At 71.1% G+C, this 12,907-nt stretch carries 8 protein-coding genes; 5 read left to right on the forward strand and 3 right to left on the reverse strand.

The genetic code is table 11. The features are described from left to right. The first annotated feature begins 81 nt into the window (after positions 1-81). Positions 82-501, forward strand: coding sequence for a hypothetical protein (locus D892_RS0125260; RefSeq protein ID WP_232236165.1), 420 nt, complete (start codon positions 82-84; stop codon positions 499-501). Then, the gene (locus D892_RS0125265; protein WP_024803907.1) at positions 456-2,138 is read left to right on the forward strand and encodes a SulP family inorganic anion transporter; all 1,683 of its coding nucleotides are present in this window, start codon (positions 456-458) and stop codon (positions 2,136-2,138) included. The genes D892_RS0125260 and D892_RS0125265 overlap by 46 nt, the downstream gene beginning before the upstream one ends. 39 nt (positions 2,139-2,177) lie before the next feature. Here D892_RS0125265 and D892_RS0125270 read toward each other — a convergent pair whose 3' ends face one another. Further along, positions 2,178-4,745: a LuxR C-terminal-related transcriptional regulator gene (locus D892_RS0125270; RefSeq protein WP_024803908.1), complete on the reverse strand. Its 2,568-nt coding sequence runs from the start codon at positions 4,743-4,745 to the stop codon at positions 2,178-2,180. A gap of 171 nt (positions 4,746-4,916) precedes the next feature. Then, complete coding sequence (locus tag D892_RS0125275; protein ID WP_156959672.1) at positions 4,917-5,297, reverse strand: hypothetical protein; 381 nt, start codon at positions 5,295-5,297, stop codon at positions 4,917-4,919. 262 nt (positions 5,298-5,559) lie between these two features. Here D892_RS0125275 and D892_RS49705 point away from each other — a divergent pair, with 262 nt between their 5' ends. The 3 genes from D892_RS49705 (at position 5,560) to D892_RS0125290 (ending at position 10,476) form a co-directional block, all read left to right on the forward strand. Next, complete coding sequence (locus D892_RS49705; protein ID WP_084161216.1) at positions 5,560-5,895, forward strand: WhiB family transcriptional regulator; 336 nt, start codon at positions 5,560-5,562, stop codon at positions 5,893-5,895. Between the two features lie 147 nt (positions 5,896-6,042). Continuing rightward, complete coding sequence (locus D892_RS0125280) at positions 6,043-9,537, forward strand: BTAD domain-containing putative transcriptional regulator (protein ID WP_084161217.1); 3,495 nt, start codon at positions 6,043-6,045, stop codon at positions 9,535-9,537. 486 nt (positions 9,538-10,023) lie between these two features. Further along, complete coding sequence (locus D892_RS0125290; protein WP_024803911.1) at positions 10,024-10,476, forward strand: universal stress protein; 453 nt, start codon at positions 10,024-10,026, stop codon at positions 10,474-10,476. Positions 10,477-10,545: 69 nt separating this feature from the next. On the opposite strand, the gene D892_RS0125295 is transcribed toward D892_RS0125290, so the two are convergent. Beyond that, complete coding sequence (locus D892_RS0125295; RefSeq protein ID WP_024803912.1) at positions 10,546-12,882, reverse strand: ATP-binding domain-containing protein; 2,337 nt, start codon at positions 12,880-12,882, stop codon at positions 10,546-10,548. Positions 12,883-12,907: the final 25 nt, after the last annotated feature.

Below are 12,907 nucleotides of genomic sequence, written 5' to 3' on the forward strand. Positions count from 1 at the left end.
ATTCGGTTCGGGGGAAGTGCTTTCCCGTGGCGCGGGCGCAGATTCGTACTGCGTCAGTGACCGTCACGAAAGGAAACGACCATGAGAGAGACGTCGGATATCGAAGCGGTGACCGAACGGACCGAGGTGCCCGGCGGTGTCGTCGCGGCGGCGATTCTGCTGGTGACCGTCGGGGTGCTCGATATTCTGCAGGGCATCTCCGGCGTCGGCGCGGATCAGTTGTACGTCGTCGGCGTGGAGTACGTCTACAAATGGGACACCACGGCCTGGGGATGGATCCACATCGGGATCGGAATCGCGCTGGTCCTCACCGGCATCGGCCTGATGAGCGGTACGGCGTGGGCGCGGATGGCGGCGATGGTGATCGCGGCCCTGTCGATCGTGGCGAACTTCATGTCGCTGCCGTACTACCCGGCCTGGTCCATCCTGGTGATCGTGCTGGACGTGGTGGTCCTGTGGGCGGTCGCGACCTGGCACGCGCACACGAGCCCGATTCGGTGATCCGGCGGTTCGCCGTTGTGCCGGAGGGTTTTCCCGCACGCCTGCGCGCCGATGTGTCGGCAGGCTTCACCGTCTCGGCGATGGCGGTGCCGGAGGCGTTCGCGTGCTCCGCCATCGCCGGCGTCTCCGCGATGAGCGGGCTGTACGCGCTGGTTCCCGCGCTGATCCTGCACGCGATTGCCGGTGGCTCGCGGCAGCTCGTCGTCGGGCCCACACCGGGGACCGCGGCGTTGTCGGCGGCGGTCGCGGCGGTGGCCGCGACGGAGGGGCACCGGGTCGCGGCGGTGGCTCTGCTGTGCGGGCTCGCCGGCCTCGGGGCCGGACTGGCCCGCCTGGGCTTCGTGACGGCGGCGATATCCCCGGTGGTGCGGCACGGATTCGGGGCCGGACTGGCCGTGCTGATCGGAGTCGGGCAGATTCCGACACTGCTCGGGCTGCACGATGTTTCGGGTCGGCCCTGGGAGCGGGCCTGGTCGACGGCCGCGCGACTGGATCAGCTGCACTGGCGGACGGCGGTACTCGGTGCCGGCTGCTTGCTGCTGATGATGGTGCTGCGGCGGTGGTGTCCGCTGGTGCCCGCGGCACTGGTCGCGGCGGTCGTCGGCATCGCCGCCGTCCGGCTGATGGTGTGGGAGAGCAAGGGCGTCGCGGTGGCGAACGATATCGAGGCCGGGCTGCCCCGGATCGGCGCGCCGGCGGGGATCGCGCCCGGTGAGTACGCCGTCCTGGCGGGACCGGCGCTCGCCGCGCTCGCGATCGGGTTCGCGGGCGGGGCCGCGATCACCGGAACGCTTGTCGCACAGGGCGGTGACCCTGTGCCCGCGAATCGGGAACTGGTCGGGCTCGGCCTGGCCAATCTGGGTGCGGCGTTGTGCTCGGGCATGATGGTGGGCCCCGATGCGGGACACAGCCGGGTCCTTCGTGACGCGGGCGCTCGCGGCCGGCTCGGCGGGATCGTCACCGCGGCCTGCGCGATGCTCGTCCTGGTGGGTCTCATCGGCATGTTCGAGGGACTGCCGACGACGGTGATCGCCGCGACGGCGATCGTCCTGGCGGTCCGGGTGGCCGAGCCCGCCGAACTGCGGCGCTTGTGCCGGATGTGGCGGGAGCGGCGGGGCAGCCTCTACGAGGACGCCGTACGCGCGGACCTCGCGGCGGCATCGGCTACTGCCGCCGCCGTCCTGGCGTTCGGTGTCCTGCCGGGCCTGCTGACCGGGATCGGCATCTCGTCGGTGCTGCTCCTGCGGCGTGCGATCCGGCCGGCCGTCACCACCGGAAAACCCGGTGGTGACGGCCGATTCGCGGGCCCCTCGGCGGCACGCCGCCAGCTGCTCGTGCTGCGGGTGGAGTCGTGCCTGTATTTCGCCAATGTGGATCGGTGGCGACAGCGGGTCTGCCGGCAGTGCACGGCTCACACCAGGGTGGTCGTCCTGGATACCGAGGCGTGTCCGATCATCGACACGGCCGCGGCGCAGGCGCTGGGGGAGTTGAGTACCGCACTGGCCTGGCGCGGTATCGGCGTGCGGCTGGCCCGTCCCGCTCTCGCGATCCCCGACGCGTCGCGGCAGGCGTGGTCCGGGGGCGGCCCGATCACGGTGTATCCCACGGTGGCGGCGGCCGTGGCGGACGTGCGTTGACTCGGCGAGCGGAGGTCGTTCCCGGTGGGTGAGAACCGTTCACAGCAGACCGCTGCGCCGGGCCGAGTCGAGGGCGTCGGCGCGGGAGCTGGTGCCGAACTTGGCGTGGATGCCCCGCAGGTGGGTCTTCACGGTATTGATGGATACGCCGAGGATGTCGGCGATCTGCTGGGCCGTCCGCCCGGAGGGCAGTTGCTCGAGCACGGTCAGTTCGGTCGCGGTCAGGCGCGGGGGCCGGTGCCGGCGCCTATGGGCGGGATGGCGGCGCACGAGCGCCGCGAAATCGTTGTCGTGCCCGAGGGTTCCGATGTGCGCGTCGAGCAGATCGGCGACGCCGGATATCCCGAGAAACGGGCGGACCAGGCGGTCGGGTGCCGCGTGGCGGACGGCCGTGGCCAGGGCGGAGCGCGCCTGCGGCGGATTGTCCAGCGCGGCTTGGGCGGCGGCCTCGAGCAACCAGGCCGTGACCGCGCTCGGCGCCGGCGCCGCGGCGGTGTCGTCGAGCACGGGCTCGAGCACGGTGTGCGCGCTGGCGGGGCGATTGCGCAGATACACCGACGCGCGCGCGAGCGCGACGTCGCGCGTGTCGCCGAGCACGGTGGCGGCCTGCTCGATGAGCAGCCGTGCCGAGTGGGTGGCGTCGACCTCCAACAGCACCCACACGACGTGCGGGAGGAGCAGATCGGCCACGGCGGGCAGCGGCATCGGCTTGCGCAGCAGGACCGCGGTGCTGCGCCGCAACGTCTCGGCAGCGGTGTATCTGTCCTCCGCGCAGTCGAATTCGAGCAGGTGCGCGACGACCCGCAGGTGCCGGCCGGTGCGCCCGGTGGCGGCGGCGAGCGTGCGGTCCACCGGCTCGCCCTGGAGGTATCGGGCGAACGCCGCAACGATCCGGGCCCGCAGCGCCTCGGTGCCCTCGCCGAGCCCGTGCTGCGCCGCCGCGGCCGCCGCGCGATCGGCGTGTTCCCCCATCCGGGTGATCGATCCGCGGACACCCGCGGCGAAGGCGAGCCGGTTGTGTGCCCGGACGGCCAGCGGTCCGTTGCCCGCGCAGTCGGCCAGGGCGAGCCCGTGCCGGAACCGGAACTCGGCGGCGTCGGTGTCGTCGTGGGCGAGGGCGACCATCCCGAACTGGACCGCCGTGTAGCCGTCGATATCCGGCTGCCCGGTGGCCGGATCATGCTCCGGGATCCGGAACTCGGTGAGCCCGACACCGGCGGTCAGGGCGATGCCGGCGGCGACGGCCGAGGTCAGCACCCCGATCCAGGCGTCCGGTGCGACCGTGCCGGCGCCGACCGGCTGCCGGTACAACGTGTCGAGGTGCACGACCGCCCTGGCGACATCGCCGTGTTCGAGCGCGGCGACGCCGCGCAGCGCCTGCAACAGCGGATCGTCCGCCGTGACGGGGCCGTGGTCGAGTCGCCGGAACAGGTCGGGGCCGTGGCCGTCGAGCACCAGCCGCATCGCGTTGTCCCGCAGGAACTCCGGCAGGTGCGGCGAGTGCGGGACGCGCAGCAGGTGGTGCAGCGCCGGGCGCGGCAGGCCGGCGGACAGGTAATGGCCGGCGGTCCGCAGGTGCAGGTCGTCCATGTCGTCGTGGCGCCGCGCCTCGGCCCGCAGGTGAGCGCGGAGCAGCGGGTGGTAGGCGAACCACACGTCGCCGTCGCGGGCGAGGCGGGTCATCGGGAAGCCCGTGCGCACCAGTTCGTGCAGGACCGGTGGCGCCGCATCGCCGGTCAGGTGTTCGGCGAGCGCGGCGGTGAAGGTGTCCGGAACGCTCGTGACCCGGACGAACCGCCGAACCGGGCCGGGCAGCGGTGCGAGGACCTCGTCGGCGAGGAACTCCGCGATCGGCGCCGGTGCGTCGGCCAGCTCGGCCACCGCGGTCGACCGATCGTCGTGGGCGGCGATATGGCCGGCCGCGATCGTGATCAGCGCCGGCCAGCCGTGCGTGAGCCGCAGCAGCACGGCGAGTTCCGCGGCGGGGAGAGCACAGTGGTGCCGACTGCACAGTTGCGCCGCGCGTGCCTCGCCGAACGCCAGATCCGTTGCGCGCAGGCGGGATACCCGCCGATGCAGATCCACCGTGTGCCAGCGCAGCCGAGGGTCGTGGCGTGCGCAGAGCACCACGGTGAGGTTCGGCGGCGCGCCGGTCAGGAGGCGTTCCAGATACGTGATCGCCGCGGGCCGGGTGATCGCGTGCGCGTCGTCGACGACCAGCACCGTCGGGTGTTCGCGCCGGTCGAGCGCGGAGATGAGCCCGGCCGCCGCGGCGTCCGGATCGGGGTCGGCCTCGCCGGCCGGCGCCGCCTCCTCGAGACCGATCGCCGCGGCGACCGCGCGGCAGAGCCCGCGCGCGTCGTCGTCGGCGGCGGCGGTGACCCACCCGACCCGGACGTCGGGCCGGGACCTGGGCAGATGGTCGCCCGCCCACTGCGCGATCAGCACCGTCTTGCCGGTGCCGGCCGCACCCGTGATCAACAGGACCCGGCCGCCGTCGGGGGCGGCCACCCGGGTGTCGAGCCACACGTACAGTTCCGGCCGTGCGATCGGCGTGAATGCGAATCGGGGAAAGGTGATATCGATCGATACGGATGAATCGGTCATTTGCCCTCCGTAATTCGACGCCGCCGGTGCGGCCGATCGAACGACTGGTGCGGTCGGTGTGTGGTCGGTGTTCAGTGGGGCACTTCCGTATTTCTTTCGGACGGCTCCGGCATCGCTTTCCTCCGAATTCACCGGCGACGCCGGAGCGTACTTTCCGAGGGTGTTCCGGCCCTACTGCCGGGCGGCGGCCACCGGGACGAACGGCCCGTAGTCGCGGACATGCCCGTCCGTCCAATCCCACGTCGACGTGGTGTCCACAGCGACACCGCACTGCAGGTGGAGCTGCCAGCCCGATGCGGTCTTCCGCCAGATATCGCCGTCCCGATCGCGGTACCAGCCGGGATCGGGTGGTTCCGGGGTTTCGGGCCGTGTCGTCAGCATGGTGTCCGCCTCGGCCGGAAGCGGTGTCGTGACGAGGTATCCGGCGAGTTCCATCACCCGTTCGGCGACGCCGAGCAAGCCGGCGAGAACGATGCCCCGGAGCGGATCGGCACCCGGGCGACCTGGTCGATCACCGGAAAATCCCGAATCCGATCCAGGCATTACCGTCATCTCCATAATGTTCAGCTCCTGCGGTTGTAGCAACATATTTCGCAGATTATGCGGCAGGTGACTTTCGTGGTTCTTCCGCTGTGATTCCATTGTGCTTACCCGGTACTTCCGAGTTATTTCGTTGTCGTTTCGTAATTCATTGAGGTTGCGGAATTCGGGTGCCGGGTGAATACAGTGGCGACATTCCGGGCCGGTCTTTCGGGCGGCCCGGGAGCTCGGGCCGCCATGGGGCTCGTGACACGCTGGAACGGGAGGCGATCGGGTGAACTGGCGAAAAGAGGCGGCCTGCCGCGACGCGGTGCCGGGGATCTTTCATCCCCCGCCGCCACCCAGGGGAGACCCCCGGCCGGCGCTCGCGTACTGCCGGCGTTGTTCGGTGGTTGCCGACTGCGCCCGGCATTCGCTGGCGGTCGGTCTGCCGCGCGAGATAGCCGCCGGAGTATGGCCCGTGGGCGATCGGGGCAGCGCAGTGCATTTGCGTGATATTGCGGCCGGACGCGGTCCGCAACGACGGTGTGTGCGGTGCTGGCGGGTCATTTCCGCCGGGTCGCCCGAACGAACCTGTCGTCTGTGCGGGTTCGTGGAGATTCCGGTGTGAATCGCGGATGCAGTTGTCCCCCAGGCTGTTTGCTGCCGTATCGCGGATGTAGGGGGTTTGTCTTCACGCTAGAGTAACGGTAATTTCCCGGATGACCTTGCGTGTTATTCGTACTTTGTAAGGCCTGCGACTGGAGGACTTCGTGTGATGTCGGAACCGCATGTTCAAGTGTTCGGTCCATTGCAAGTCTTGTTCGGCGATCGGACCGCTCGTATCGGCGCGGGCCGACAACGGTCGATACTCGGGCGGCTGGTACTGGCGGGAGGAAAGTCACTCGGTGTCGATCGGTTGATCGAGGACGTGTGGGAAGGGTCACCGCCGCCGCATGCCCCTTCGGTGTTACAAGTCCAAATCCACAATCTGCGCAGAATCCTGGAGCCCGCCCGGAGACCGCGGTCGCAGGCGCTGATTCTGGTCTCCGAGGGCAACGGATACGCCCTCCGGCTCGATTCCGGAAATGTCGATGCGTGGCAGTTCGAGGCGCTGCTGCGACAGTACGAGGATCGGGTTCACCAGGCGACCGGCCCGCCCGGTCCGCAGGAACGATATCGAATGCTCGGCGCGGCACTGTCCTGCTGGAACGGGGCCGCTTTCGAATCCTTTTCCGGAGCCTCGTGGGCCGCGTCGGAGTCGGCGCGCCTGACCGATCTGCGCGCCACCACAACCGAAATGCGTGCCCAGGCCGCGCTCGAACTCGACCGGATCGGCGAGGTGGTGGCGGTGCTCCGGCAGCAGGTCGAGGAGTTTCCCGGTCGTGAGGAAAGTGCCCGCCTGCTGGCATTGGCGCAATATCGGCTCGGACAGCAGGTGGAGGCGCTGGCGACCGTGCGCCGGGTACGCGATCATCTGCGCTCGGAATACGGAATAGATCCGGGACCGCGGCTGCGCGAATTGGAAACGGCATTACTGAATCACACGATCGTTCCGGACCGGCCGCTCACGGAGCTGCGGACGGAGCCGTTGCCGGCCGCCCCCGGGGCGTCTCCGCCCGTCACCGTGCTCGCCGCACCGGACGACGCCGCAGTGACCGGCTCCGCAGTGACCGGCTCCACTGCGGTCGGCTCCACTGCGGTCGGCTCCACAGTGGCCGGCGGCGGGCCGGAGGACGGCGGGCCGGGCGGCGGGACCGGGGCGGCGGAACACAGCTGCTACCCCGCCCAGCACGCCGCGATCGTCGCGGCTGCGGCGGAGACCCGGACCGTCGGCACGCGGCTGGTGTGGGTGGTCGGCGACGTCGGCGCGGGCAAGACGACGCTGGCTCGCGCGGCGGCAGCGGATCTCGCCGGTTCGGGCTGGACCGCCGCCTACGCGAACGCGCCCGAGGTCGACGGCGCACCCGCCGCGTGGGTGTGGCGGGAGATTCTGGCGGAGCTCGGCGGGGAGTCGGTGCTGTCGGAGGATCGCACCGGGCCCGTCGACGCGTTCACCGTCGTCCTCGCGGTGGCCAAGCGGTGCCGGGACATCACCGAGCACGGTCCGCTCGCGATCGTGCTGGACGATATGCACCGTTCGGACGTGGCGAGCCTGCAGGTGCTGCGCCAGCTGGTGAGCTGGCTGCGCCACCAGCCCGTGCTGATCGTCGTGACCGTCCGCGGTCCCGAACCGTCACCGGGGTTGCGCGCCGCCGAGGCGGCACTGGCCGATCGGGTGAGCGAGCGCATCGAACTGGCGGGGCTCGACCTGCCGGGGACGCGGAAGATCGCGCACAGCGCGGGACTCGTCGCACCGGACCGGGAGACCGTGCGGTGGCTGCACCGCCGGACCGGCGGCAATCCGCTGTTCGTCCGGGAACTGTCGAAACTGATGCTGACCCGGGGCGAGTCGCGGGGGCTGCCGCAGAGCGTCCGGGCCGTACTGGGCGAGCGGATCGAACGACTTCCCCGGGGCGTGCTGGCCGTGCTGCAGCAGCTCGCGGTGTGGGGCCGGGCGATCGATCTCGACACCCTGATCGGGCTGTCGGGGACCGGTGACGTCGCCGACGACATCGACGCCGCGGCCGCCGCCGGTCTGGTGGGATTCGACCCGCACGGCCGGATCGCGCTGGACCACGCGCTGATCCGGGACACCGTGTACGACAGCATCCCGCCGCTGCGCCGGCGCCGGATGCATTGGCACGCGGTGGAATTCCTGGAGCGGCGCTGGCTGGAGCGACCGGGCGACGTCGCCGACGTCGCGGAGCTGGCCTGGCACGCGGCGCGGGGTGCTACGGAGACGACCGCGACGCACGCGCTCGGCTACGTCGTCGCGGTCGCCCGCCGCTGCGATCTCGGCGGCGCCCGGGCGGATGCCGCCGAACACTGGTATGCCGCGATCACGCTGCACGACCTGGCCGGGCACGGCGCGGATTCGGCCGCCCGCTCCGATCGCGCGGCCCTGGTGGACGCCCTGTGCGCGCTGACCGGAGCGCTCGCCTACGGCGGCCGCAGCACCGCGGCGCGCGAGGCCCGGCGGCGCGCGGTCGAACTGGCCGAGAAGCTCGGCGACACCGCGCTGCTCGTCCGGGCGCTCACCTGCTGGCGCCCGCCGGTGATCTGGGGGATCCGGAACTGGCGCGCACCGGAACCGTGCCTGGTGAGCAAGCTGGAGGCGGCGCTCGCGCAGGTGCGGTCGCCGGCCGAGCGCTCCCGGCTGCTGGTGACGCTGGTCCTGGAGTCGGAGGCGGTCGGCGACGCCGAACGGGTGCACCGATGGGCGCGCGAGGCGGTCGCCTCGGCGGAGCCGGCCCGGGACGCCGAGCTGTCCTGCGCCGCGCTCAACGCGCTGGCGTACGCGATCACCGGACCCGCGACGCTGGACGGCTGGTCTCGCGTCGCGGACGACCTGCTGCACGCCGCGCGCGCCGGGCGCCTGCCCGAGTATCAGGCCGTCGGCCACTACGTGCGATTCCGCGCAGCGTGCCGCGACACGGACCTCCGCGCGGCGAGCAGGCACGCGTCCCGCGCCGTCGAGTACGCGTCCACCGGCCAGGTGCGGCCGTTGCTGGACATGCTGGTGGCCTTCTCGGCCGTCGTCGAGGTGCTGCGCGGTGATCTCGACGCCGCCGAGGCCGAGTACCGGCGGTTCGACGCGCGCGTGCGGCAGTCCGGGGCCGCCAACGAGGAGGAGGCGCTGCTCGCCGGCGCGCTGACGGTGGCGTGGGCGCGCGGCGACGTGTCGGGTCTGGTCGGCCGGATCGCCGATCTGTATGCCGCCGAACCCGATCTGGTGGCCCAGGTGTATGCGGTGGCGCTGGCCCACGCGGGGGATACCGGCCGGGCCCGGACGGTGTTCCGGCGGCACGGCACGGTGCGCACGGACTTCTACTGGCCGGTGATGGCGGCATTCCGGGCGCGGGCAGCGGTCGCGCTGGGTGAGGTGGAGGCGGCGCGGGAACTGCTGGAAGCGCTGCGGTCCAGTTCGGGAACCGTGGTCGGGCTGGCCGGCGGCACGGCCGTATTCGGTCCGATGGACGCCGTGCTCGCGGAGCTGGCGGAGTCGATCGGCGACGCCGCGGCCGCCCGCACGTTCCGGGCCCGCGCCACGCGCGTGCTGCGCCGGATCCGGGTCGATCTGGCCGCGATGGATTCGGACCGGCCGCACCCGCATCCGATCGACGGCACCGACGCGGCCGAGGACGCCGATACGGAACTGGTGTGCCGATAACTCGTCGCGCGGAGGTTTCGCGAGCTTTCCCGGCGTCGATTCCCCGGAATGGCGCGGCCGACGCGGGCCGGAGGATATTCGGACATTGATCGGTGATTTCCGGCGAACTACCAGCATCGGCGGAGACCGCGCAATTGTGAACCCTCACCAGCGGTCCCGGTGCGTCCGGGCCGTTGCACCGGGAAGGAGTGCGCGAGCGGAATATGGTGTTGTGACGAAAATCCCAGTGGCACAATACCGTTCGGTCGGTGTCACGGATCGCCCGGAACCGTCGGCGATCCGGAATCAGCGCTGGTGGTGCGGGTCGTTTCCGGCATCCGGCGCGCGAATGTGTGCCGCGCGTTACCCGGCACGAAAGTGTGATGTGTTGCGATTTCGGATTTTTCCGACCGTTCAGCGGTTATGGTCTAGCGCAGTTGCCGCGCGGAGCCCGCACTCGTGGGCGAAACGCGCCGGCATCCGACAAGTTGCACGTTTGGAGGAGAGATGACCGCCTACCGATCCATTGTCGTCGGTACCGATGGCTCGGACTCGTCGTATGTCGCCGTCGACAAGGCCGCCGCATTGGCGGGGGACGCGCAGGCCACCCTGTACATCGCCTGTGCCTTCTACCCGACCGACGACCGGGACGTCGCCGCCGCGGCCGACGTGCTCAAGGACGAGGCATATCAGGTGCGCGGCTCGGCGCCCACCAACGAGATCCTGCGCACCGCCCGGGACCGGGCCACCGCGGCCGGCGCCGCCAACATCGTCGAGAAGTCGATCGTCGGCGAGCCCGTCGAATCGCTGCTGACGCTGGTGAAGGAGGTGGAGGCCGATCTGCTGGTGGTCGGCAACCGCGGCCTGAACACCCTGACCGGCCGGCTGCTCGGCTCGGTGCCCTCGGACGTCGCCCGCAAGTCCCGTACCGACGTGCTGATCGTGCACACCGTGCGCTGAGCGTCCGGACGCCACGCACGCGGCCGTGAACGGGCCTTCCACCCGTTCACGGCCGCTTCGGGTTTCGCGTCAGTCGGCCGCCTTCAGCCGGCTCAGCACGTCGGGGAGGGCGCCGGTGTGCACCACCGACAACCGCTGGGTGGCGCGGGTGAGCGCGACGTAGAGATCGTTCAGTCCGCGCGGGGATTCGTCCAGCACGGCCTGCGGCTCCACCAGGACGACCGCGTCGAATTCCAGGCCCTTCACCTCCGACACCGTCAGCACCCGCACGGAATCTCCTGCCAGGCCCAGGTAGTCGCCGACCCGGTCGTGCGGCACCAGCACCGCGGTGATGCCCGGGCGACCGGCCTCCTCGCCCACCAGCCTGGTCACCGTCGCCACCGCGTCGTCCGCGCCCACCCGGAACGCCTCCGGCGAACTCCCCGAATCGCGCACCGACCGCGGCGCCGCGGCGTCCGGATCGATCGCGGCGAGGACGTCGGCGGCCACCGCCATGATCTCCGCCGGGGTGCGGTAGTTCACGGTCAGCTCGGTCAGCTTCCACCGTTGGGCCACATACGGTTCCAGCATCCGCCGCCACGACGAGGCGCCGGCCGGATCGCCGGTCTGCGCGACATCGCCGACGACGGTGACCCAGCGATTCGGGATGCGCCGCATGACCATTCGCCACGCCATCTCCGAAAGTTCCTGCGCCTCATCGACGATCACGTGCCCGTAGGTCCAGGTGCGGTCGCCGGCGGCGCGTTCGGCGGTGGTCTGGCGGGTGCCGACGTTCTGGCGTTCGGCGAGCTGGCTCGCGTCGATCAGGTCGTAGGCCATCAGGATCTCCGGGTCCAGGTCGTCCTCGAGATCCTGCGGCGCCGAACCGGTCAGGATGTCGAGCGCGTCCTGCGCCTCGGCCAGCTGGGCGCGCCAGCGGCGGCGGGCCCGCTCCCGTTCCTCCGCGTCGTCGACGCCGAGCAGTTCGGCCAGTTCGTCCAGCAGCGGTGCGTCGGCGGCGCTGAACTCGTGCGCGCCGCCGGGCCGGTGCAGCTCCTCGCGATCCTCCGGGGCGAGGTCGCCGGCGGCGCGGGCCAGCCGGCCGGGATCGGCCCACAGCTCGGCCAGGACCTCCTGCGGGGTCAGAATGGGCCACAGCGCGGCGATCTCGCGCTGGATGTCGGCGTCGGCGCGCATCTCGTCGCGGATCTCGGTGAGATCGGCCTGGCTCAGCAGATTCCGGCTCCGGTCGGTGCGCTGCCCGTTCTCCTCGGCGACCGGGTCGCGGCCCAGGATCTGGGCCAGCTGATCGGTGAGCGCGTCCACCACGGATGCGGCGAACAGGGGCCGCGCCAGGTTGTGCGGGCGGCGGGAGGACCGGGCGCGGCCGCGGGCCTTGGTGACGATCTTGCGGTCCAGCACGAGTTCGTTGCCGTCGAAGCTCAGCCGGATCGGCTCGCGCGGTACCTGCTGCCGGTCGCGCACGGCTTGCTTGAGCACGTCCAGGATGGCCGTCGAACCCTTCAGCTCCCCGGCCCGCAGCGAATCCTCCCGCGTGGCATGCACTCCCGGATACAGATCGCCGATCGTGGACAGCAGCACGCCGGTCTCGCCCAGCGACGGGAGCACCTGGCCGATGTAGTCGAGGAAGGTCGTGTTCGGGCCGATGATCAGCACGCCGGCCCGGTCCAGCTGCTGGCGGTAGGTGTAGAGCAGGTAGGCCGCGCGGTGCAGCGCCACGGCCGTCTTGCCGGTGCCCGGGCCGCCCTGCACCACCAGCACGCTCTTGTGCTCGGAGCGGATGATGGCATCCTGCTCGCTCTGGATGGTCTCGACGATATCGGTCATATGCCCGGTGCGGGCGGCGTTGAGGGCCGCCAGCAGCGCGCTCTCGCTGCCCACGCCGGCGTCGTCGGACTCGATGGCGCCGGCCTGCCGCGCGGTCTCCAGATCGAGGAACTCGTCGGTGATCTTGGTGACCGCGCGGTTGCGCGAGCGGATGTGCCGCCGCCGCGTCACCCCGTCCGGCTGGGCGGTGGTGGCCAGGTAGAACGGCCGCGCCAGCGGGGCCCGCCAGTCCAGCAGCAGGGTGGCGTAGTCGTCGTCCTCGTCCAGGATCCCCAGGCGGCCGATGTAGCGGCTCTCGTCGGTGTCGTTCTGGGATAGGTCTATTCGCCCGAAGCACAGGCCGTGCTCGGCGGCGTCGTACTTGGCCAGATCCTCGGAATAGAGCTGGGTGAACGATTCGCGCTCGCTGCGCGCCTGCGGGGTGCCGCCGGTCTCCAGCAGCACCGTTTTCAGGCGGCGCTGGGCGTACTCGCGCATGGCGTCCAGGCGCTGATACAGCAGCGTCAGATGGTCCTGTTCGCGGTCGAGTTCGGCGGCGTGGTCGGTTGCCGGGCGATCGTCGGTGCGGCGGTCGGGCAAGACGTCAACTCCTTGTCACCACGGT

Origin of the sequence: Nocardia sp. BMG51109, assembly GCF_000526215.1 — a bacterium.
Taxonomy (GTDB): domain Bacteria; phylum Actinomycetota; class Actinomycetes; order Mycobacteriales; family Mycobacteriaceae; genus Nocardia.